General features: G+C 66.1%; 20 protein-coding genes. 11 read left to right on the forward strand and 9 right to left on the reverse strand.

Going from position 1 to position 21,296, the window contains the following annotated elements:
• Window positions 1–40: 40 nt before the first annotated feature.
• The 6 genes from ACFVVI_RS18115 to ACFVVI_RS18140 form a co-directional block, all read right to left on the reverse strand.
• Entirely contained in the window at window positions 41–1,369 is a 1,329-nt protein-coding gene (locus ACFVVI_RS18115; RefSeq protein ID WP_378634671.1) for an ABC transporter substrate-binding protein, read from the reverse strand.
• 21 nt (window positions 1,370–1,390) lie between these two features.
• Window positions 1,391–2,257, reverse strand: coding sequence for a carbohydrate ABC transporter permease (locus ACFVVI_RS18120; RefSeq protein WP_387446046.1), 867 nt, complete (start codon window positions 2,255–2,257; stop codon window positions 1,391–1,393).
• On the reverse strand, window positions 2,254–3,165 hold the full coding sequence (locus ACFVVI_RS18125; protein WP_378989547.1) for a carbohydrate ABC transporter permease: 912 nt from the start codon (window positions 3,163–3,165) through the stop codon (window positions 2,254–2,256). Before ACFVVI_RS18125 ends, ACFVVI_RS18120 begins: the two co-directional genes overlap by 4 nt.
• A gap of 158 nt (window positions 3,166–3,323) precedes the next feature.
• A complete protein-coding gene (locus ACFVVI_RS18130) occupies window positions 3,324–4,214 on the reverse strand; it encodes a L,D-transpeptidase (RefSeq protein ID WP_378989345.1) in 891 nt (296 codons plus the stop codon).
• Window positions 4,215–4,534: 320 nt separating this feature from the next.
• On the reverse strand, window positions 4,535–5,872 hold the full coding sequence (locus ACFVVI_RS18135; protein WP_387446047.1) for a cytochrome P450: 1,338 nt from the start codon (window positions 5,870–5,872) through the stop codon (window positions 4,535–4,537).
• An 8-nt stretch (window positions 5,873–5,880) separates the two neighbouring features.
• A complete protein-coding gene (locus ACFVVI_RS18140) occupies window positions 5,881–7,059 on the reverse strand; it encodes a serine hydrolase domain-containing protein (protein WP_378989545.1) in 1,179 nt (392 codons plus the stop codon).
• 171 nt (window positions 7,060–7,230) lie between these two features.
• On the opposite strand from ACFVVI_RS18140, the gene ACFVVI_RS18145 reads away from it, so the two are divergent.
• Together ACFVVI_RS18145 and ACFVVI_RS18150 are read left to right on the forward strand one after the other, a co-directional pair.
• Complete coding sequence (locus ACFVVI_RS18145) at window positions 7,231–7,863, forward strand: hypothetical protein (protein ID WP_378989343.1); 633 nt, start codon at window positions 7,231–7,233, stop codon at window positions 7,861–7,863.
• 38 nt (window positions 7,864–7,901) lie between these two features.
• Window positions 7,902–9,350, forward strand: coding sequence for an MFS transporter (locus ACFVVI_RS18150; protein WP_387446048.1), 1,449 nt, complete (start codon window positions 7,902–7,904; stop codon window positions 9,348–9,350).
• A 63-nt stretch (window positions 9,351–9,413) separates the two neighbouring features.
• Here ACFVVI_RS18150 and ACFVVI_RS18155 read toward each other — a convergent pair whose 3' ends face one another.
• Window positions 9,414–10,082 carry a S1 family peptidase gene (locus tag ACFVVI_RS18155; protein ID WP_379314142.1) on the reverse strand — a complete coding sequence of 223 codons (669 nt, stop codon included), beginning with the start codon at window positions 10,080–10,082 and terminating at the stop codon, window positions 9,414–9,416.
• A 489-nt stretch (window positions 10,083–10,571) separates the two neighbouring features.
• Between ACFVVI_RS18155 and ACFVVI_RS18160 the strand changes: the two genes are divergently transcribed.
• From ACFVVI_RS18160 to ACFVVI_RS18200, 9 genes are all read left to right on the forward strand, one after another.
• Entirely contained in the window at window positions 10,572–11,426 is an 855-nt protein-coding gene (locus ACFVVI_RS18160) for an ABC transporter permease (RefSeq protein WP_266294734.1), read from the forward strand.
• Between the two features lie 3 nt (window positions 11,427–11,429).
• Window positions 11,430–12,293: an MlaE family ABC transporter permease gene (locus ACFVVI_RS18165; RefSeq protein ID WP_378989340.1), complete on the forward strand. Its 864-nt coding sequence runs from the start codon at window positions 11,430–11,432 to the stop codon at window positions 12,291–12,293.
• Between the two features lie 7 nt (window positions 12,294–12,300).
• Window positions 12,301–13,800, forward strand: coding sequence for an MlaD family protein (locus tag ACFVVI_RS18170; protein WP_387446049.1), 1,500 nt, complete (start codon window positions 12,301–12,303; stop codon window positions 13,798–13,800).
• Complete coding sequence (locus ACFVVI_RS18175; protein WP_378989338.1) at window positions 13,797–14,822, forward strand: MCE family protein; 1,026 nt, start codon at window positions 13,797–13,799, stop codon at window positions 14,820–14,822. The genes ACFVVI_RS18170 and ACFVVI_RS18175 overlap by 4 nt, the downstream gene beginning before the upstream one ends.
• Window positions 14,819–15,814, forward strand: a complete 996-nt coding sequence (locus tag ACFVVI_RS18180; protein ID WP_387446050.1) for an MCE family protein — start codon at window positions 14,819–14,821, stop codon at window positions 15,812–15,814. Before ACFVVI_RS18175 ends, ACFVVI_RS18180 begins: the two co-directional genes overlap by 4 nt.
• Complete coding sequence (locus ACFVVI_RS18185; RefSeq protein ID WP_387446051.1) at window positions 15,811–16,914, forward strand: MlaD family protein; 1,104 nt, start codon at window positions 15,811–15,813, stop codon at window positions 16,912–16,914. The genes ACFVVI_RS18180 and ACFVVI_RS18185 overlap by 4 nt, the downstream gene beginning before the upstream one ends.
• An 8-nt stretch (window positions 16,915–16,922) precedes the next feature.
• Window positions 16,923–18,011 carry an MCE family protein gene (locus ACFVVI_RS18190; protein ID WP_387446052.1) on the forward strand — a complete coding sequence of 363 codons (1,089 nt, stop codon included), beginning with the start codon at window positions 16,923–16,925 and terminating at the stop codon, window positions 18,009–18,011.
• A complete protein-coding gene (locus ACFVVI_RS18195; RefSeq protein WP_387446053.1) occupies window positions 18,008–19,186 on the forward strand; it encodes an MlaD family protein in 1,179 nt (392 codons plus the stop codon). The genes ACFVVI_RS18190 and ACFVVI_RS18195 overlap by 4 nt, the downstream gene beginning before the upstream one ends.
• 129 nt (window positions 19,187–19,315) lie before the next feature.
• Window positions 19,316–20,074 carry a hypothetical protein gene (locus ACFVVI_RS18200; RefSeq protein ID WP_378989331.1) on the forward strand — a complete coding sequence of 253 codons (759 nt, stop codon included), beginning with the start codon at window positions 19,316–19,318 and terminating at the stop codon, window positions 20,072–20,074.
• A 92-nt stretch (window positions 20,075–20,166) separates the two neighbouring features.
• Here ACFVVI_RS18200 and ACFVVI_RS18205 read toward each other — a convergent pair whose 3' ends face one another.
• Together ACFVVI_RS18205 and ACFVVI_RS18210 are read right to left on the reverse strand one after the other, a co-directional pair.
• A complete protein-coding gene (locus tag ACFVVI_RS18205; RefSeq protein WP_378989330.1) occupies window positions 20,167–20,751 on the reverse strand; it encodes a ribonuclease H in 585 nt (194 codons plus the stop codon).
• 10 nt (window positions 20,752–20,761) lie between these two features.
• Window positions 20,762–21,235: an SRPBCC family protein gene (locus tag ACFVVI_RS18210; protein ID WP_378989329.1), complete on the reverse strand. Its 474-nt coding sequence runs from the start codon at window positions 21,233–21,235 to the stop codon at window positions 20,762–20,764.
• Window positions 21,236–21,296: the final 61 nt, after the last annotated feature.

Consider the following 21,296-nt stretch of genomic DNA (forward strand, 5'->3'; position numbering starts at 1 on the left):
CGGGCCGGTGGTCACAACGAACCACCGGCCCGTGGGGGAACTACTTGGGCAGCTTGGGCGTGATCTGCCGGTCGATGATCGCCTGCACGTCGGCGGCCACCTTCGCGAGAACCGTGGCCGGATCGGCGTTCTGGAGACCGATCTGCTCGTAGCCGGTACCGATGATCTGATCGGCGCCGGGCACGAACACGCGCGCGTAGTCCTGCGACTTCGCTACCGAGAGCTGGTCGATGGCGACCTTGGAGTTGGGGTTCTTCGCCAGGAAGTCGATCTCGCTGGGGTCGGTCACGGCCGACTTGCGCACCGGCATATAGCCCGTGTTCTGCGTGAAGTACGCCGTGTTGGCCGCATTGGTGATGAACTCGATGAACTTGAGCGCGTTGACCTTTCGCGTATCCGAGATCCGCGACGGAATCGCCAGACCGGCGCCGCCGGTGGTGACGCCGGGACCGTTCGGGTGCGGCAGGAACGCGGTGCCGACCTCGAACTTGCCGTCGGCGTTCTTCTTGATGCCCTTGAGGTCGCCGGTGGAGGCGATGGTCGAGGCCGCGACGCCGGTGCCGAAGTCGACCGCGATCTGCGGGCGGATCGCGGCGTACTTCTTGACGTTGATCGAGTCGCGCAGGTACGTGGCCGCGGCGATCGAACCCGGATCGGTGAACTTCAGCTTCCACTGATCGGAGTAGGCGCCGCCGAAGGTCCAGTTCGGGCCCTGGAAGGTCCAGCCCAGGTAGTTCTTCGCGTCACCCCAGGCGTGCGCGAACTTGTCGGCGCCGACGAGCGACTGCAGCTTCGGGCCCCACTCGTCGAATTCCTGCCAGGAGTTCGGGCCGCGGTCGGGCAGCCCGGCCTTCGCCCAGACGTCCTTGTTGTAGTAGAACAGCGGCGTCGAGCGGGCGTAGGGCAGCGCGTAGTGCTTGCCGTCGAACAGGTAGTCGGCGGCGAGGGAGTCGACGTAGTCGCTCAGCTGCACACCCGCGGCGCCGAAGTGTCCGTCGAGCGGTTCGATGGCCTTGCTCAGCGCGTAGTTGAACCACCAGACATCCGACAGCACCACAACATCGGGCAGGTCACCACCGGTGAGCGCGGCGTTGAACTTCTGCGCCACCTCCTCGTAGTTCTTGCCCGCGTCGACCAGGTTCACCTTCAGGTCGGGGTTCTTCGCCTGGAACCGGTTGATCAGCTCCAGCTCCAGCTCCTTGGAGGTGCCGGGGTGGTTGGACCAGAAGGTGATGGTGTTGGCGTCACCGGAATCACCGGATCCGCCGCCGGTGCCCGCGCACGCGGACAGCGCCGCGGCAGCGGCGACGCCGCCGGTCAGGCCGAGGAAGCCACGGCGGCTCAACGCCGGGAATCGTGAGTTGGACACTGGCGAACTCCTGTTCGAGATCTATCCCTTGACCGCACCGGAGGTGAGGCCCTTGATCATGTGACGTTGCAGGGCAAGGAAGACGATGAGGATCGGCAACATGGTGAGCACGGTGCCCGCCATCACCGGCCCCCAGTTGGTGACGCTGGGGTTCTCGGTGTTCTGCAGCAGGGTCAGCCCCACCGGCAGCGTCGCGACATCGGCGGAATCGGCCATCAGGAACGGCCAGAGGTACTCGTTCCATTCGTTGACCAGCGTCACCACCGCGAACGCCACCATCGTCGGTCCCGACATGGGCAGCACCACGCGAGTGAGCAGCCGCCACCAGTTCGCCCCGTCCATCCGCGCCGCCTCGATCACCTCGGCGGGCAGCGACAGGAAGTGGTTGCGCATCAGGAAGGTGCCGAAGGCGACCCCGCAGAGCGGAATGATGATGCCCTGGAAGGTGTTTCGCCAGCCGAGCTGCGCGATGAACGCGTAGTTGGAGATGACGGTGATCTGGTTGGGCACCATCAGCGCCGCGATGATCACCAGGAACACGATGTTCTTGCCGGGGAAGCGCAGGAACACCAGGCCGTAGGCGCTGAACACCCCGAGCGCGAACTTCACCACCGACACCACGCCGGTGACGATCAGCGAGTTGCGCAGGAACGTCCAGAACGGCACCGTAGTGGTGGCGTGGCTGTAGTTCTCCGGGTGCCAGCTGTGCGGCCAGTAGACCGCGGGCTGGGTGTAGATGTCGGAGCGGTCCTTGAGCGAGGTGATCAGGATCCAGAACAGCGGGACTCCGACGATGATCAGCACACACACCATCGCCGCGTAGCCGAGTCCGGTGACGGCACGTTCGCGCCGCTTGTACGAGAGTGTCTGCGGGCCTATATGTTTCATCGTTCGCCTCGGTCCATCACGCGCACCTGGATCAACGTGACCACCAGCAGCACCACGAACATGATCGTGGCCACGGTGGCGCCGTAGCCGGCCCGGAAATTGCGGAACGACTCCTCGTACACCTGGAACACCATCGTCGTCGTGCCGTTGCCGAGCGGTCCGCCGCGCGTCATCACATTGATGATGTCGAAGACTTGCAGCGAGTTCAGCAACACGGTGATCGACAGAAAGAAGGTTGTCGGACGCAGTTGTGGCAGAAGAACTTTCGTGAATCGAGTCCAGCTGCTCGCGCCATCCATTTCGGCTGCTTCGAGCAATTCGGCGCGCACGCCTTGCAGCGCGGCCAGATAGATCACGAAGGCATAGCCGAGGTTCTTCCAGATGTAGGTGAGCGTCACCATGAACAGGGCCCAATTCGGGTCCTGATAGAAATCCGGCACATTGTCGACGCCGAGCCGGTGCAGGACGTCCTGTACCAGACCGAAACTCGGATCGAAGATGAATTGAAAAGCTACGCCGATCGCCGCGCCCGAAATCACGAACGGGGCGAAAATTGCCGAGCGGACTACATTGCGCCCGAACAGTTTTCGATCGAGCAGCATGGCGAGCGCGAGACCGAGCGCCATACTCACCACAACCGCCGCCACGGTGAAGATCAGCGTATTGCTGACGACCTTCCATGAGTCGTCGCGCTGCCACCACTCGATGTAGTTGTCGAACCCGACCGAATTCGCCACCGGGTCAGCGATATTCCAGTCGGTGAACGATAGCCGGATGTTATCGGCAAGCGGTCGGTAAACGAACAGGGTGAGCAGCGCCAGGTTCGGCACCACGAGTACCGCGAACAGCGCGTAGTCCTGCCACGGACGGCTTCTCCCGGGGAGTACCCGCTCTGGACTCTTTCGCACCGCGGCAGCTTTACGGTGCACGGCGAACCATTGGTTAACCCTGCCCGCCGATTTCCTGAACATCGGGCACACAGTGCCGATTACAGCAAAAACCCGAACAACACGACCTCGATTGATCGTATTGTTCGGGTTTTGTTCAGCGCAGTGCGCTCAGTACATCAGTTCCAGTCGCCGAGACCGTCGCCCGCACTGAGGGTTCCGCCCTGGGTGCCGGTGATGACCACGGCGTCACCGCGGTGCGAGTTCTCCAGGAACCACTTCGCGTCCTCGGTGCTCACGTTGAGGCAGCCGTGGCTGGCGTTGGAATAGCCCTGCTGCGCAACCGACCACGGTGCGGCGTGCACGAAGATGCCGCTGTTGGAGATGCGGGTCGCGTATTCGACCTCGAGCTTGTAGCCCTCGGGATCGGTGACCGGCACGCCGTAGGTGGACGAGTCCATGGTCATCTTCTCGAGCCGCTCACCCACGATGTAGGTGCCGTTGGGGGTCTCGTGGCCGGTCTTGCCGAGCGAGGTCGGCATCTCGCGCACGACTTCACCGTTGATCGTCACGACGATCATCTTGGTGGCGTCGTCGACGGTGGCGACGAACGCGTCACCGATGTGGAACGCGCTGGAGGTACCACCCGCGACCACGGTCACGTTGGTGTTGGCCGGCCAGAACTCGGTGGGCTTCCAGCGGACCTGCTTGCTCGAGGTCCAGTAGAAGTAGCCGGGCGCGTTGGTGCTCGAGGTGACCTTGATGGCCCGCTCGGCGGCCGCGCGGTCCTCGACCGGCTCCTGGAAGGTGATGATGATCGGCTGCGCGACGCCGACGGTCTCGCCGTCGGCGATGTTGATGTTCGGCGGCGCGAAGGGCGCCTGCTGCGCGGGCTCGTTCACCGCGGGCTGGCTCGAACCGGCGCCGAAGCCCGGCAGAGTCGGCTGAGCCTGCGCGGGCACGGCGATCAACGCGCCGGTCGCTGCGATCGCCGCCGACAGCAGCAGACCCCGGCGGAGCCAGTGCGATTGCCGCATATTTGCCTCGTAGTGCATAGGTTTCTCGTCCATTCCATCTCTCGTTCCGCATGCGGCGGCGCGAGATCTACTCAGTGACGCTCGTTCTCATGTGCCGTAGAGGCCGCAACGGGTCTCTACGGGGTAACGACTTCCCCGACCCTGACCCTCCATTACTACCCGCACCAGGTGACACGGTGCCAGCCGCGCCGAGCGGTGATAACAGGCGCGCAACTATGTGCCGTGGGTCACATAACATGCTGTTATTCATCGGCTTCCGTCAAACGCCGCGCTCACAGCGGCGAGTCGGCGGCGGTGCGTGCGAACAGCGGGGAAACACACCGGTGTGACTCTCAAACGTCACGTGAGGCAGATCACCCGGTGCGTGTGAAGTGGATCGCCCGATCCGGTGCGGTCGCGAGATTGCGGGGCACGGTGCGCGGTCGTCCACCGAGCGCCAGCGCGGGATCCAGGGTCAACCGGACCTCGGTCAGCAGCGTTGCCAGCACGATCCGCAGCTCGTAGTCGGCCAGTGTCGCGCCGATACAGCGCCGGTGACCACCGCCGAACGGCGCGAACTCGAACGGCGTGACGGTGCGGTCGAGGAACCGGTCGGGGTGGAACAGGTGCGGTGCGGGCCAGGTGGACGGTTGGCTGTGCAGGACGCCGACGGCGAGGCCGATGGTGGCGCCCGCCGCCACGTCGACTCCGAGCCAGCGCAGCGGCTCCTTCACCGTGCGCAGCACGATCGGCACCGGTGGATGCAGGCGCAGGGTTTCCTGGCAGACGGCGTCGAGCAGCGGTAGCCGGGCCTGCTCGGCCGGGTCGCCGCCCGCGGTGGGTAGCTCGGTGAGCAGTCGGGCGAGCAGGCCGGGTTCGCGGTGCAGGTGATACAGCGCCCAGGTGAGAGTGGTCGCGGTGGTTTCGTGGCCCGCGACGAGCAGGGTGCGCAGCTGCTCGCACAGTTCGGCGTCGGTGAGGGTGGTGCCGTCGTCGTAGCGGGTGGCGAGGAGGAGATCGAGCAGGTCACCGTCGGCGGGGCCGGTGCGGCGCCGGCGGGTGATGTCGGCCAGGATCAGCTCGTCGAGCTGCTCCCGAGCCGCGGTGAACCGCTCCCACGGACCGAAACCGCCGATGTCACGGCGCAATACGGGTGCCACCAGAAGCGGGGTGGTGAAGGCGGTGAGGAAATCGGTGACCACGCCGCCGTATTCGGCTGCGCGATCGGAATCGGCGCCGAACACCGCGGCGAGGATGACGCGCAAGGTGATGGCGCGCGCGGCCGCGAGCGCATCGATTCGCGTGCCGAGTTGCCAGGGACCTCGCGCGCCATGATGGATCTCGTTCAGTGTCGCCTCGCGAATCACCTTGCCCAGCAGTCGCACCCGCGCGCCGTGCAGTGCGGGCGCCAGCAGCGCGCGATCGGTGCGATGGCGTGTCCCCGAACTCAGAATCAGCGATGCGGCCCCGACCATCGGCTCGATCGGATTGGGCCGCGGCGGCTCCAGCAGCGCCACCGGCGCCCGGAACAACGCGCGTGCGCCCTCGGCCGTTCCGGTGAACAGCACCGGCGGAAACCCGGGGAACCCGACTGCGAACGGATCACTGCGCGCGGCGCGTCGTCGCAGGTAGCCCTCGAAATCCCGCCCCGCGGCCACGCCGTGCAGCAGGGACAACCGCGGCGCGGTGGGCGCGGGGCTCGGCGAACTCATACCTGGTACTACGTGGCATCTCTTCGAGAGGTTCGATCGCCCCGCACCGTCCCCTGCGCCATCGCCGCCAGCTTGGCCAACCGCGCGTCACCGAGCGCCGTCACGGCCCCGCCCAGCCGATTGGTGACGAACGCGATCGACATCCCCAGATCGGGATCGGCATAGGCACCGGAACCGCCGACACCGTAGTGGCCGAAGGCATGTCGTGGTTGCTGCTTGGTCATCAGTACCGGCCGGTGGTAGCCGAGGGTGAACCGCAGTGGCAGTCCGAGGACATAGTCGCGGCTGCTGGTCTGCTGGGTGCGGTTGATCGTCTCGATCGTCTCCGGGCGCAGGAACCGCACGTCGCCCACCTGCCCACCGTTGGCGAGAGCCCCGTACATCCTGGCCAGCGCCCGCGCCGAGAACACCCCGTTCCAGCCGGGCATCACCGCGTCGTGCACCCGTGGATCGCGGACCAGTTCGTCGAAGCTCTCCGGCATACCCGCCTCGGCCAGACCACGCGCGGGTCGCACCCACGACAGCACCGACGACGCGGTGTTCCAGCGGATCCCCGGTGGCGCCAGATGCGGAAAGATCTTCGCGATCCGATGCCGCTCGCCCGGCGGTACCTGAAACCAGAACTCGTCGATTCCCAAGGGCTGGGCCACTTCTCGGCGCAATACCGCCGTGAACGGATCGCCGGTGACCCGCTGCACGATCTCGGCGACCAACCAGCCGAAAGTGATCGCGTGATAGCCCGAGGTGCGGATGCGGCGCGGGTCGGCGGGGCTCTCGGCGAGGGCGGCCACCACCGCGTCGTAGTCGAGAATGCCCTCGCGACCCGGCACCAGCCCGCGTACGCGGTGCAGGCCCGCGCGATGGGACAGCACATCGCGCACGGTGATGTCGTCCTTGCCGTGCGACCCGAACTCCGGCCAGTAGGTGGCCACCGGCTCCTCGTAATCGATGAGCCCGCGCTCGGCCAGGCGATGCAGCACGGTGGCGGCGACACCCTTGCCGGTGGAGAAGGTGAGCGCGATGTTCTCGCCGGTCCAGCGCTGATCCTTGGCCGCCCAGCCCGCCCAGATATCGACGACCGGGCGTCCGTCCAGGTAGATCGCCAGCGCCCCGCCGCCACGACTGGGCTGGGTGAACATCCCGAAGAAATGATCCGCGAGCCGGATGAAGCGCGGATCGACCACCATTTGCCGTGGCGCCGCGAAGTCGTCGACCGGTGCTGACACGATGGATACCTCCTGATACACGCGATCGGGGGCCCCGCGCCGCACACGGCGACCGGAATCCCAAGGGTATCGCAGGGACAGACCCGCCGGTTGGAGTCGACGGGGGTGGCACCGGTGGTGTATTCACAATGGGTGTTTGCAGATTTGCCAATCGGCCGGCTCGTCGGCGCGATCGCCATCACCGTGACCGCGTTCGTCTCGACCGGTTGCGGAGGCACCATCGACGGCCACGCTCAGCCGGCGATCGATGTCGTCCCCGCGACCAGCACCGCGACGCCGACCACCAAGCCGGGCAAGTCGACCACCGGCAAACCCACCGCCAGCAAGCCCGCGCCGACATCGAGCAAGGGCGGCAAGACCGACTTCCAGGCCAACGTCGGCGACTGCGTCGCGCTCGGCGGCACGGTCAACGACGCGACCATCGAGAAGGCCGCGTGCGGTAGCCGTTCGTCGAACTACAAGGTCATCGGCAAGGCCAAGACCAGCAACGGCTGCGTCGGCGACCGCGACAACTTCTACGCCGAGACGCTCAACGGCATCGAGACCGGCGCGCTGTGCCTCGACATCGACTGGGTCGTCGGCGGCTGCATCGACGTGGGCGGCGACGAACCCAAGCGCATCGAGTGCGGCGAGGGCGGGACCGAACCGGTCAAGGTCATCACGATCAACAAGAACTCCGACAGCGTCGACGACTGCCCCGATGCCGCCGATTCCGGCTTCAAGTACGCCGAGCGCCACGTCGTCGTCTGCGTGGAGAGCCTGTAGTCCCGACGAAAGACGTGGGTGGCGGCTAGTTTGGAGTAGTGCCACAGACGGTTCGGCTGAACTCGGCCACGGGCCGGTGGATTCTGCTCGCCACCATCCTCGGCTCGTCGATGGCGTCGCTGGACGCCACCGTCGTCTCCGTCGCGCTGCCGCGGATCGGCGAATCGCTGCACACCGATGTCGCCGGGTTGCAGTGGACCGTGAACGGTTACACGCTCACCCTGGCCTCCTTCATCCTGCTCGGCGGTTCGCTCGGCGACCGGCTCGGCCGCCGGCGCGTCTTCGTCTGGGGCATCGTCGGATTCGCGATCACCTCGCTGCTGTGCGCGGCCGCGGTGAACATCGAGATGCTCGTGGCCGCGCGCTTGCTCCAGGGCGTGGCGGGCGCGTTGCTCACGCCGGGGAGCCTCGCGCTGATCTCGGCGTCGATCGACAAAGGCGATCAGGGCAGTGCGATCGGACTGTGGTCCGGTCTCGGCGGGGTGGCCGGTGCGTTCGGGCCACTGCTCGGTGGCGGCTTGATCGATCTGGTCGGCTGGCGGGCGATCTTCCTGCTCAATGTGCCGCTCGCGCTGGTGGTCGCCGTCGTCACGCTCAAATATGTCCCGGAGAGCCGTGATCCGGAGGCGCCCGCGCGGATCGACATACCGGGCGCGGTGATCGTCGCGCTCGCGCTCGGTGCGCTCACGCTGGGACTCATCGATTCCCGGGTGGTGCTGGTGGCGGTCGGGCTGGCCGCGCTGGCGTGTTTCGTGCTGGTGGAACTGCGCAGCCCGAATCCGCTGGTACCGCCGTCGCTGTTCCGGTCGCGGGTGTTCACGGTGGCGAACCTGGTGACGTTGTTCGTGTACGCCGCGCTCGGCGGCGTCTTCTTCCTGCTGGTGCTGCAACTGCAGCTGGTGGCCGGGTACTCGCCGATGGCGTCGGGCGCCGCCGGACTGCCCGTCACCCTGCTGATGCTGGTGCTCTCGGCGCCCGCGGGCCGATGGGCGCAACAGCACGGGCCGCGGATTCCGATGACGTTCGGTCCGCTGCTGGCCGCGGGTGGGGTGTTCGCGTTGCAGCGGATCGGACCGGGCGCGGACTATCTCACCGATGTGCTGCCCGGCGTATTCGTCTTCGGGCTCGGACTGTCGGTGCTGGTAGCGCCATTGACCGGTGCGGTGCTCGCCGCGGTGCGCGAGGGCGAGGCCGGCATCGCCTCCGGGGTGAACAACGCCGTGGCGCGAACGGCACAGCTACTCGCCGTGGCGGCGTTGCCAGGGCTGGCCGGGTTGTCCGGCGCGTTCGGCGACCCGGTCGCCTTCGCCGCCGGCTTCGACACCGCGATGCGCTGGTGCGCGGTGCTGCTGCTGCTCGGCGGGGGTGTCGCGGCGGTCCTGCTCCGCGTGCCGCGTCAGCCTCCGCAGCCCGAACGCGTCGACTGCCTGCCGCACTGCGCCGGCGCCGACGGACCCGCGCTCGCACCGAAATCGCTTGCCACATAGCAAGAGCGGGCCGCGTGGACAACCACGCGACCCGCTCGACATCCGGGGAGTACGGGCGAGGGACTAGATCGGGTGATACCCCGAACCCACGCCGCCGCGGGCGTTGATGTCGGCCATGATCGAGTTCATGTTCGTCCCGACCTCCGGCCCGAAGCAGGCCAGCGCCAGATAGGCGTTGACCATGCCCACCAGTGTCGAGCCGACGACGACCGGCGCACCGGAATCGCCCTCGACCACGCACATCTGCGACCAGGTCTCGGTATTGGTCGCGAACACGTCGCCCCAGGTGATGCCGCAGGTATTGCCGGTGGTCCGGCCTTCCTTACAGACGATCGTCGGGAACTGCGCCGGTCCGCCGACGCCGGTGATGGTGACGTTGCCGATCCGGTTGACCGGGATGATCCGGCCCGGCGTGAACTCGATGACCGCGTAGTCGAGTTCGGAGTTGCTGTACACGAAACGGCCGATCTCGCCGTAGCCTCGATCCACCTCGGCGCTGACCGGAGCGCCCGCGTCGCCGCAGTGGCCCGCGGTCAGTCCGACCAGCCTGCCCGCGCCGTCGTGTCCCACCGTGGTGACGGTGCACTCGAACGCGTTGTCGATCACGATGCCGGAGCCGCCGCCGATCACCGGGGGGCCTGCTTGCGCGTTGGCCGCACCGGTGCCCAGCAGAGCTGCACCGAGGGCGAGGGCGAAGGCGGTGTTGGCCACCTTGGCGAGTTTGCTGAACATGTCCCTCCAGATGTCGGAAGTTCGCACAGTATCAATACGGTCTGTCTATCGTGCCTGTATTCGGTCCCGGGCGCGCCTCCGGACCGGTGCGTTTGCCGCCGTGTCGTGCTGGCCTTCCTGAGTTGGTTGTCATAGCGATTCCCTATTGCAATCGCGGCGCGGCGCGTCGTTCGTGTTTCTCGCGTGATGTGTTCGGATAATTCGACGAGGACTTCGTTATGAATGACAAAATTCCGCAATATTCCTTTACCGCGACCGCTGGTACTGGGAAACCATGCTGGAAAAGGACTTCGCGGGTAATCCCTGGAATCCCGGAATTACGGGCGGTAGGGTCCGGCATGGCCGGTCTCATAGCCGTTTCGGACAGTGACCTCTATCTATGACAGCGCTCACATGTCGGTGATGTGTTCTGCGCTACTCCGTAGTAAGGTGCGTCAAGCAAACAAGTCGCCGGGGCGTTGAGGGCCCGGCGTCGAGAGGGGTTATGCAGTGCAGTCGACCGAGAGTCCGCCCACACGTTCACGAGTCAGCGAGGCTGTCGACTGGACGAAGGGCCTTTGGGACGACCATCCGAAGAAGTCGCTGGAAACCTTCGGTCGACAGATCACGATGGGTATCGAAGCGATCACGGAGTTGATCGTCGCGATCTTCCGTCGGCGTTTTCCTTTCGACGAGTTCGTCCGGCAGTCCGCGTTCATGGCCAGTGTCGCCGCGGCGCCGACGCTGCTGGTCGCCATCCCGATCGCGGTGATCGTCTCGATCCAGGTCGGCGCGGTCGCGGGCCAGGTCGGTGCCACCTCGTTCATCGGTGCGGCCAACGGGCTCGGCATCATCCAGCAGGGCGCCCCGCTGGTCACCGCGCTGATGATCGCCGGTGCCGTCGGTTCGGCCATCTGCGCCGACCTCGGTTCCCGCACCATCCGTGAAGAGATCGACGCGATGAAGGTCATGGGTGTCGACCCGCTGCGCCGCCTGGTGGCTCCCCGCCTGGGCGCCGCGATGCTGGTCAGCTTCCTGCTCTGTGGCTTCGTCGTCTTCGTCGGCTTCCTCACCGGCTACATGTTCAACATCTTCGCCCAGGGCGGTACGCCCGGCTCCTACATGAGCACCTTCGCCTCGTTCGCGGTCACCCGCGACCTCGCGGTGGCGCTGTTGAAGTCGGTCCTGTTCGGTCTGATCGCCTCGATCATCGCCTGCGACTGCGGCCTGAACGCTCGCGGTGGTCCCGGTGGTGTCGCCAACGCGGTGAACTCCGCGGTGGTCAGCTCCACCGTCATGCTGCTCGGTGTCAACGTGGCGATCACCCAGATCTACGCCGCCGTCTTCCCCCCACAGGTGGTCTGAGCCATGTCATCCACATACGTACCTCCGCTACTGCGACCGATCCGGTCGCTGCAGAAGGCCAGCAAGGCGCCCGGCGACCTGCTCGCCCGCCTCGGCCACCAGGTCTTCTTCTTCCTGCGTTCGGTCGGGTCCATCCCGCTGGCCTTCAAGCAGTACCCGAAGGAGGTCTGGCGTCTGCTCTCCGACGTCACCTGGGGTAACGGCAACATCGTCGTCGGTGGCGGCACCATCGGCGTCATCCTGATCATCAGTGCCTTCGGCGGCATGACGGTGGCCATTCAGGGCCACACCTCGCTGAACCTGCTCGGATTGAGCCCCATCACGGGCGCGATCTCCGCCTTCGCCACCACCCGCGAGCTCGGCCCGCTGCTGGCGGCCCTGGCCTTCGCGGCCCAGGCGGGCTGTCGATTCACCGCACAGCTGGGCGCCATGCGCATCTCCGAGGAGATCGACGCGCTCGAGTCGGTGGCGATTCGCCCGCTGCCCTACCTGGTGAGCACCCGGATGATGGCCGCGGTGATGGCGATCGTGCCGCTGTACGCCCTCGGTTTGACCATGGCCTACCTGGCCTGCTCGGTCACCGTGCAATTGATCGGCGGTACGGCGTCGGGCACCTACTCGCACTACTTCTTCCAATTCCTGGTGCCGACGGACGTGCTCTACTCCCTGCTCAAGGCGATCATCTTCGTCATGATCACGACGTTCATCCAGTGCTACTACGGCTTCTTCGCCTCGGGCGGTCCCGAAGGCGTCGGTGTGGCGGCAGGCCGCGCGATCAAGATGTGCATCATCCTGGTCGTGTTCGCCGACCTCGTCATGACGTTGGCGATCTGGGGCATCAACCCCGGCATCAGGATCTCGGGGTAAGGGCGCGATGATCATCGATCCGAGTGGGCGCGGTCCCACCATGAAGCAGCTGTACGTGGCCGGCGCGGCCGGTCTGATCGTCTTCGGCGTCATCCTGGCTTTCCTCACGGCCCGCTACCAGGGCTACTTCGTTCCCAAGGTCAACGTGGTCGCGAACCTGTCGACCACCGGTGACGGCCTGCCGTCGGACGCCGACGTGAAGTTCCGCGGCGTGCTCGTGGGCGTGGTGAAGAACGTCGAGATCGGCAAGGACGCCGAGCAGAAGGTGAACATCGAGCTCAAGCCCGAGTTCGCCGACGGCATCCCCAACACCGTCACCGCCCGCGTGGTGCCCTCCAACCTGTTCGCGGTCACCTCCGTGGAGCTGGTCTACAACGGTGCGAACAGCCAGCACCTGAAGGAGGGCTCGCAGATCCCCGAGGACCGCAGCCAGGGCACCATCGCGCTGCAGGACACGCTCACCACGGTGCGCGACATCCTCGACGAGGTCGATCCGGTGCAGTTCGGTCGCGTGCTCGGCACGCTCACCCAGGCACTCGACGGCAGCGGCCGGGTCCCCGGCTCGACCATTCAGCGCCTCGACCACTGGCTGACCACGGTCGCCGACGCGGGACCGAACCTGGGCGGCATGCTGGACAACTTCTCCGACTCCGCGCACGCGCTGAACCAGTCGGCGCCGGAACTGCTCGACGTGCTCGGCTCCTCGGTACAGACCGCGAACACCATCGCCACCAAGCGCGAACAGCTGATCGCGCTGCTGGCCGGTGCGAGCGCCACCACCGACCGGGTGAACGACCTGTTCGCATCGAATCCCGATGTGGGCAAGGAAGTCACGGTCGGCATGAACGCCACCCTGGGTGCGCTGGCCGCCGACCCCGCGTCGATCACCAGGACCTTCCAGGTCTTCGGTCCCTCGCTGGCCCAGCTCAACACCACCTTCCACGGTGGCCCGAGCGGCAAGCAGATGGTGTGGAACGCCGGCCTGACCTTCACGCCGTACCAGCCCAACACCGTCGCCGACTGCCCGCGCTACGGCGACCTGCTCGGACCGAGCTGCTTCACCGCACCGGCCGAAGCCTCGCTGCCGGCGATCCCGGACAACCTGCGTCCGCGCAGGCTCGACACGGCCGCGGGCCTCCCGCCGCTGGTGTCGATCCCGGGCATGCCCGACATCCCGGGTCTCACCAGTCCCGGTGTGGCGCCGATGCACACGGCCAACGGCACCGAGATCAAGCCGTTCCAGGGCACCCCGCTCGAGGGTCTCGTCCCGTCGATCCAGATTCCGGGCCTGCCCGGTGTGCTGGGCGGTGCGCCCGCTCCCGCGGCCGCTCCGGCCGCGGCGCCCGCTGCGGCGAGCGTGCCCACCGCGACACCGATCTCCTACTCCGGTGACGCGGCGATGACTCAGCTGCTCGGTCGCAAGCCGAACGCGTCCGAATATCTGCTGCTCGGTCCGATTTTGAAGGGCGGAACCCTGCAAGTGTCCGAAAACGGGGGTGGCGCATGAGTATCCGTAAGCCACTGATCGGGTTCAGTATCTTCGCGCTCGTCTCACTGCTCGTCACCGTGGTCGTGTGGAACACACTGGCCCGCACGGTCGACGGTGACACCCGCAAGTACACCGCGATCTTCACCGACGTCCTCGGGCTGCGGCCCGGCGACGATGTCCGGATGGCCGGCGTGCGCGTCGGCAAGGTCGAGGCCATCGAGCTCGACGGCAAGAACGACGCCAAGGTGTCGTTCATCGTGCAGAGCGACCAGACCCTGTTCAACGACACCAAGGCGCTGGTCAGGTACCAGAACCTGATCGGTCAGCGCTACGTGGCGCTGACCCCGGGCGCGACGCCGAGCCCGGAGCCGCTCAAGAGCGGCTCCACCATTCCGCTCGACCGCACCGAGCCCTCGTTCGACATCTCGGCCCTGCTCAACGGTTTCCAGCCGCTGTTCCAGGCGCTCGAGCCCGCCGAGGTCAACGCGATGTCGGAGACCCTGATCCAGGCGCTGCAGGGCGATGGGGTCTCGCTGTCGGCGTTCATCGTTCAGGCGGCCCAGCTGGCCACCGATTTCCAGCGTCGCGACGCGATCCTGTCCGACGTGATCACCAACCTGTCCGGTGTGATGGCCGGGTTGGCGAAGCGAGGGGATGAATTGGAGACCCTGATTACCCAGACCAGGGCATTGATCGGCGGACTCTACGACCAGGGTCAGTCGCTGCAGGCGTCCACGGTCACCCTCGCCGATTCCACGACCGCGCTGGTCGGGATGATGACCAAGATCCAGCCGAAGCTGGCCGCGACCCAGAACTCGACCACCGCGGCGCTGAATCTGCTGCTGGCCAACGGTGCCAAGCTCGACCAGGTCGCGATCGACATGCCTTCGATGCTCGCCGACCTCGGCCGGATGACATCGGAAGGCACCCACGCCAACGCCTACCTGTGTGGTCTGGACATCTCGCTGTACGGGGTTCTGTTCCCGCGCGGCCTGGTCAGCCAGATCGGTGGCACCGGCCATTCCGAGGTGTGCAGATGAGCAAGATCAAGTCAGCCTTCGTCGGCAACCGCAACTTCTGGCTGGGGGTGGTCGGTGCGCTGTGCATCGTGCTGCTGCTGGTCGGTTCGAGCATCTTCCAGTTCATCGGGCTCGGAAAACAGTCCATCGACGCCGAATTCGTGCAGGCCGCGGGCATCAAGACCGGTGACAAGGTCGCTGTCTCGGGTGTGCAGGTCGGCACGGTCTCCGGCGCCAAGATCGAGGGCGATCACGTGGTGATCACCCTCGACGTGGACAGCTCGCTGAAGCTCGGTCCCGACGCGCACGCCGCGATCAAGATGGCGACCCTGCTCGGCGCGCGCTACGTCGACCTGCAGCCCGGCGACGGATCGGGTCTGAAGAACAAGACGATCCCGCGCAGCAACACCGACGTGCCGTACAACATCGCCGATGTGGTGCAGGTCGGTACGCCGAAGTTCGAGGCGCTCGACACCAAGAAGCTCGCCGCCTCGCTCAACACCATCAACTCCCAGCTCGGCGATTCGCCGGAGCTGGTCGCCCAGGCGCTCGACAGTGTCGGTGCGGTCGCGAAGGTCGTCGACCAGCGCAAGGGTGAGGTCGACAGTCTGATCAAGGACCTCAACCGGGTCACCCAGCTGCTCGCCGACAACCGCAACTCGATCCTGCTCGTGATCACCCAGGGCGAGGCCATCGCCAACCGGGTGATGGAACGGCAGAGCCTGCTGCGCCAGCTGCTGGACAACGTCGCCACGCTGACCCGTCAGCTGGAGGAGATCGGCGCCCAGAACGGCGACCAGTTCGGCGGCACCATCAGCCAGCTCAACACCATGGCCGAGGGTCTGCAGAAGAACAAGGACAATCTCGACAAGCTGCTGCAGATCGGTCAGCCCACGGCGCGCTACTTCAACAACGCGCTCGGCAACGGTAACTACGGCTCGGTCGCACTGCCGTGGATTTTCCCGGACAACTGGCTGTGCTTCGTTCAGGTGATCCAGGGGTGCCAAGGATGAAACTGACCAACAAGCTCCGCATCGCGCGGACCATGATGATCGCCACCACCGCGCTGGCCCTCGGCAGCTGCTCGCTGATGCCGAGCCAGTTCGACGACGCGCTCGGCCGCTCGACCAAGATCACCGCCGACTTCGAGAACATCGCCGGCATGTACGAGGGCAACGAGATCATGGTCCTCGGTCTCGCGGTGGGCAAGGTCGACAAGATCGTGCCCAAGGGCACCTATGTCGAGGTCCACATGACCATCGACGCCGGCGTCAAGGTTCCGAAAGACGCGATCGCGGCGATCATTTCGCCCTCGATCGTCACCGATCGCCACATCGAGGTGAGCCCGCCGTTCACCGGCGGTGAGACACTGAAGTCCGGCGATCACCTGCCCAAGGCGCGCACCAGGACCCCGGTCGAGCTGGACACGATGATCAAGACGATCGACCAGTTCGCCGCCTCGCTGAAGCCCGAACCCGGCCAGGAGGGTCTGGGCCCGCTGTCGGGCCGGGTGCTCTACCCGGTGCTCAACGGCAACGGTCAGAAGATCCGCGAGACCCTCGACGCGCTCTCGGGTGCTTTGAAGGTCGGTGTCGACAACAAGGACGCCATCGCCAACATCATCATCAAGCTCAACGAGCTCACGACGATGCTGGCCGACAACGATCAGTCCGTGCGCGACTTCAGCGACCGGGTGACCGCCATGTCGGGGCTGCTCGCCGACCAGGCGCCCGGTCTGCAGGCCACCCTCGATCAGCTCAACCAGTTCCTGAACAACACCTCGACGACCTTCGCCGGGCATCAGGAAGAACTGGCCGCCTCGCTGACCGGCCTGACCACCGTGACCAACCAGTTGCGCGCCAACTCGGGCGCGATGGTCGAGATCGTCGACGTGGTGCCGCTGCTCATGCAGAACATCGACGGCGCGATCAACAAGGAAAAGGGCTTCGTCCGCCTGCAGGCGCTGATCGGCACCGCCCTCTCGGGCGAGATCGTCAGCGCGTTCTGTGAGCGGATCCAGATGCGGCCCGATGGGTGCCGCACCACCGGCAACGTCCAGGACTTCGGCCCCGACTACGGGCTCACCGCCGCACTGCTCGGACTGACGAAATGAACCGACGAATGACGATGAAGGCCCGCCGCGCGCTGCTCTCCGCGGCCGCACTGGCCACGGTCACGATCACGACCGGCTGTGGCTTCACTGTAGAGGACCTGCCGCTGCCCAAACCGGGCACCGGCGGCGACACCTACACCCTGCACGCGAAGTTCGAGAACGCGCTGAACCTGCCCGATCAGGCCAAGGTGAAGGTCGGTGGTTCCGATGTCGGCGTCGTGTCGGCGATCACGACCAAGAACTTCGAAGCCGTGGTCGACATGGAGATCAACACCGATTTCAAGTTGCCGAAGGGCAGTACGGCGGAGTTGCGCCAGGCCACTCCCCTCGGTGACGTCTTCATCGCGCTGAGCAGCCCGAAGAACGCGGCGGGCGCGCCCGATATGGCCGCGGGCGACACGTTCACCCTGGAAGCCACCTCGGCCGGCGCCACGGTGGAAGAGCTGCTGGTCTCGGTGTCGATGCTGTTCAACGGCGGCGGTGTCGCCAGCCTGAGCCGGCTCGGCACCGAACTCGGCTCGATTCTCAACGGGCACGGCACCGAACTCGGCCATCTGATCTACGAGATGACCGGTGTCATCGGCGAACTGAACGCCAACAGCACCAAGGTCGACTCGGTGCTGACGGAGTTCAACACCCTCGCCAACACCATCGAGGCCAACAAGGGTCAGCTCGGCCAGGTGGCCGACACACTGCCCCAGGCCATCGGCGCGATCGCCGAGAACAACCGGGCGATCGGCGACCTGCTCAGCAAGCTCGCCACGGCCACCGCCGCCATCGGCGACTACTCCAACACCACCGGTGACCAGCTGTCCGAGCTGCTCACCAATCTCGACAACCTGATGAACGCGCTGGCCGCGACCGGCAGCGACTTCGGGTATGTGATGGATCAGTTGCACGCGATCCGACCCGGCGCCAACCAGACGTTCAAGGGCAAGAGCCTGGCGCCGTACGCGACGCTGACCAACCTCGATGTGGGCCTGTTGACCGACCCGGCGAACAGCAAGCTCTGGGACTTGAAAGATGTGAACGATTTCGTCGGCAGCTTCATCCAGGTGCTGCAGATCGTTCAGGGCCGAGTGGGAGGCCACCGATGAGCAGGCTGAAGAAGTTCGCGAGCAGCAAGATCTTGCTGGCGAACAGCGCGCTCGTAGTCGTGCTGTTGCTCGGTGGGTCGTACCTGCTGGTCAACGTGATGCGGGTCAACCCGCTGCGGTCCGAGTACGACGTCACCGTGAACCTGGATCGCTCCGGCGGTCTGCAGCCGGGCAACGACGTGACCATGCGCGGGTTCCGGATCGGCAAGGTCACCTCGATCGAGCTGATCAACGACGGCGAGGCGATCGCCGCCAAGACCCGGATCGACAAGGATTTCAAGATCCCGGTCGACACCATGATCCAGGTGGCGGCGCTCTCGGCCGCGGGCGAGCAGTACATCGACTTCCGGCCGAAGAGCGATGTCGGTCCGTTCCTCCGGGACGGCGCGGTGATCAAGTACAACCCGGAGCAGATCCAGACGCCGGTTCCGGTGTGGGCTGTGCTCGACGACACCAGCGCGCTGATCGCCCAGGTGAATCCGAAGCAGTTCGACGTGATCCTCGACGAGCTCGACATCGCGCTCGGTGCCGGTCCCGATCAGCTGCGCGGCCTGATCAACGGCGTCAGCCTGGTGGTCGCGGGTCTGGACAACCTGCTTCCGCAGACGGTGAACCTCATCGCCAACCTGCGGGTGATCGCCGAGACCACCTCGCACGCCCAGCCCGATCTGCAGACGCTCACCCAGAATTCGGGTGCGCTGCTCACGCAGTTCAACAACGCCAACGCCGAGCTGCAGAGCGTGCTCGACAACGCGCCTGCGCAGTTCGAAACGCTCGGCGCGGTGCTTGACGCGACCGCCGATCCGATCAGTTCGCTGGCGGCCAACTTCGTGGCGATCACCAAGGCCGCGCAGCTGCGTACGCCCGCGCTGCGGCTGCTGTTCCCGTCGCTGGCACTGGGGCTCGGGTCGATCAGCGCTCCGGCGCACGACGGCGAGTTCCACACCATCCTCGACATCTGGCCGCGCCCGACGTGTAACTACGACACCGCGTACCGGCGCAACGAAGAGGTACAGGACGGCAGCATTCCGAAGTGGAACTACTGCACCAACCCGACCTCTGACCTGCAGATCCGTGGTTCGGCCAACGCCCCGCGGCCGAACGTGCCCAACAACGGCGCGCAGATGCCGCCCGGTGTCGACCCGAACGAGCGGACACCCATTCCCGCCAAGTGAGATGGTGCCCGGCCAGGCTGTTCACAGCTTGACCGGGCATACTCGCGGGGAAGAACGTGTGGCCCGGCTCACGGACCACGATCGGAAATCGGTGCGATATGTGCGCCGGGAAAGAGCAGGATTGATTCGATGACCAGCGACGATGCCCAGAGTAAGTCCGATGCTGCCGCAGCAGACAAGCCCGATCTGGCGAAGGCCGACGACACTGTGAAGGGTGCGGCGGCGACTCCCGAGGTCGATCAGCCGACTGTGCAGGCACAGACCGTGACCGAGGCGCCGGCTCCGGCCGCTGCCCCGAGCGCGGCATCGAGCTCGAAGGGCTGGATCGCCGCAGGTGTGGCCGGTGTGGTCGCGGTCGGCGCGATCACCGCGGGCGTGGTGTTCTTCCTGCAGAACAGCAACAAGGCCGAGAAGCTCGACGCGATCGCCGAGTCCACCAAGGCCGCCTGTGATTACGGTGCCATCCTGGCCAACTACGACTACTCCAAGGATCTCGACGGCTACATCGCGTCGATGAAGGCGGGCGCCACCGGCGACTACCTCAAGGAGTTCAGCGACGCCAGCGATGCGCTCAAGGGCGCCATGGTGCAGGCCCAGGTCAAGTCGACCGGTGAAGACGTGCAGTGCGCCTACATCTCGGGCAGCACCGACGATGTCAAGGCCATGGTCACCATGACCCAGTACCGCACCAACTTCACCCAGACCCAGCCCGACCGGATGATGTTCGCGATCGAGATGAGCCTCGAGCACTCGGGCGACAAGTGGCTGGTCAGCAAGCTGGACTCGCCGTTGCTCAAGAACGGCGGCGGCGAGGCCGCCGGTGGTACGGCGCCCGGTCAGGCCGTTCCGTCTCCGGCTCCCGCGCCTGTCCCGACACCCGGGAACTGAGCGCACGGGGAAACCGAGCCAATCGAAACGCCGCGGGCAGATTCATCGCCCGCGGCGTTTCGCTGTGCGGTCCCACTCCGGTCGCACCGCACCTAGAACAGGGTCAGAGTCCCTGCTACCGGCACTTCAGCTGCGACCGACTTCCCTGTGGAGACCGAGTTCGTGGGGACAGGCGCCGCGGGTTCCCGGCGCCGAATCCTTGCCGGTTCCGGCGCGACCGGGGCCGACTCGCGGCCGAGAGCCGGGTTCTCGCGGACGGCTCGTGCCGCTTCGCCCGCCAGTTTGTCGGCTTGTTCGTTGAAGTAGTTGCCCACGTGGCCGCGCACCCAGCGGAACCGCACCGGTCCTTCGCGGCCGGTGATTGCCCGGTCGATCTGCTTGATGATCTCGACGTTCTTCACCGCGCCGCCGGTGGAGGTGCGCCAGCCGTTGCGTCGCCAGCTGGTGATCCATTCCGAGGCGCACTTGATGGCGTACTGGGAGTCGCTCTCGATGAGCATCGGTTCGGCGCCGGGGTGGGCGAGGATGGCTTCCAGTACCCCGCGCAGTTCGGCGATCTGGTTGGTGCCGCTGGCCGCGCCACCACTGTCGGCGGGCCCGGAATGATTCACCCATGCCCAGCCGATGGCACCACCGGGATTGCGCAGGCAGGACCCGTCGGTGCTCACGATGATCATGACCGCCACCCTAGGCGATGCGGCCGACAAGATCGGTACCGTGGAATGCCTCTATCTCCCTTCGCAACCGCGATTCCGTTCGGCGCAGTGCCGATTTCGCGGCCGCGTCGACGAGGCCGTGGCACAGGCGGCCGAACATGCCGCGTGGTGGTGGATAGTCGGCTTCGGAGGTCAGCACCGACCGTTCGTAGCCGAGTGGATCGAATCGCAGGGTAACGGTTCCGTATACCCGCCCACGCAGGGTATACCCGATGACGGCATTGCGCCGATATTCGGTGATCTCCACCGATGAACGCAGCGGGATCACTCCGAACAACCGGACTTTCACCGCGAACGCGGCGCCCAAGCCCTGATCCGGTTCGCCCAGCGGCGCGACGTCGGTGACGCCGACCAGCCACTGCGGCGCGTGGCGGAAATCCTCGGTGTAGGCGAAGGCGGCATCGACCGGTGCGCCGACGTCACTCGCAAACCTGATGTGGCCCATCGGCCCTCCCTGCTCCGGATGGGTTTCCTCGCCCACGCGTACAGGAGCCAAAAGTACTACA

Source organism: Nocardia sp. NPDC058114 (genome assembly GCF_042884695.1).
Classification (GTDB): domain Bacteria; phylum Actinomycetota; class Actinomycetes; order Mycobacteriales; family Mycobacteriaceae; genus Nocardia.

What these genes read in the sequence shown, in the direction of transcription:
- ACFVVI_RS18120 (WP_387446046.1), bottom strand. Translation starts at nt 2,257, where the DNA reads ATGAAACATATAGGCCCGCAGACACTCTCGTACAAGCGGCGCGAACGT.
- ACFVVI_RS18130 (WP_378989345.1), bottom strand. Translation starts at nt 4,214, where the DNA reads ATGGACGAGAAACCTATGCACTACGAGGCAAATATGCGGCAATCGCAC.
- ACFVVI_RS18135 (WP_387446047.1), bottom strand. Translation starts at nt 5,872, where the DNA reads ATGAGTTCGCCGAGCCCCGCGCCCACCGCGCCGCGGTTGTCCCTGCTG.
- ACFVVI_RS18140 (WP_378989545.1), bottom strand. Translation starts at nt 7,059, where the DNA reads ATGGTGGTCGATCCGCGCTTCATCCGGCTCGCGGATCATTTCTTCGGG.
- ACFVVI_RS18155 (WP_379314142.1), bottom strand. Translation starts at nt 10,082, where the DNA reads ATGTTCAGCAAACTCGCCAAGGTGGCCAACACCGCCTTCGCCCTCGCC.
- ACFVVI_RS18165 (WP_378989340.1), top strand. Translation starts at nt 11,430, where the DNA reads ATGTCATCCACATACGTACCTCCGCTACTGCGACCGATCCGGTCGCTG.
- ACFVVI_RS18170 (WP_387446049.1), top strand. Translation starts at nt 12,301, where the DNA reads ATGATCATCGATCCGAGTGGGCGCGGTCCCACCATGAAGCAGCTGTAC.
- ACFVVI_RS18175 (WP_378989338.1), top strand. Translation starts at nt 13,797, where the DNA reads ATGAGTATCCGTAAGCCACTGATCGGGTTCAGTATCTTCGCGCTCGTC.
- ACFVVI_RS18180 (WP_387446050.1), top strand. Translation starts at nt 14,819, where the DNA reads ATGAGCAAGATCAAGTCAGCCTTCGTCGGCAACCGCAACTTCTGGCTG.
- ACFVVI_RS18185 (WP_387446051.1), top strand. Translation starts at nt 15,811, where the DNA reads ATGAAACTGACCAACAAGCTCCGCATCGCGCGGACCATGATGATCGCC.
- ACFVVI_RS18190 (WP_387446052.1), top strand. Translation starts at nt 16,923, where the DNA reads ATGACGATGAAGGCCCGCCGCGCGCTGCTCTCCGCGGCCGCACTGGCC.
- ACFVVI_RS18195 (WP_387446053.1), top strand. Translation starts at nt 18,008, where the DNA reads ATGAGCAGGCTGAAGAAGTTCGCGAGCAGCAAGATCTTGCTGGCGAAC.
- ACFVVI_RS18200 (WP_378989331.1), top strand. Translation starts at nt 19,316, where the DNA reads ATGACCAGCGACGATGCCCAGAGTAAGTCCGATGCTGCCGCAGCAGAC.
- ACFVVI_RS18205 (WP_378989330.1), bottom strand. Translation starts at nt 20,751, where the DNA reads ATGATCATCGTGAGCACCGACGGGTCCTGCCTGCGCAATCCCGGTGGT.
- ACFVVI_RS18210 (WP_378989329.1), bottom strand. Translation starts at nt 21,235, where the DNA reads ATGGGCCACATCAGGTTTGCGAGTGACGTCGGCGCACCGGTCGATGCC.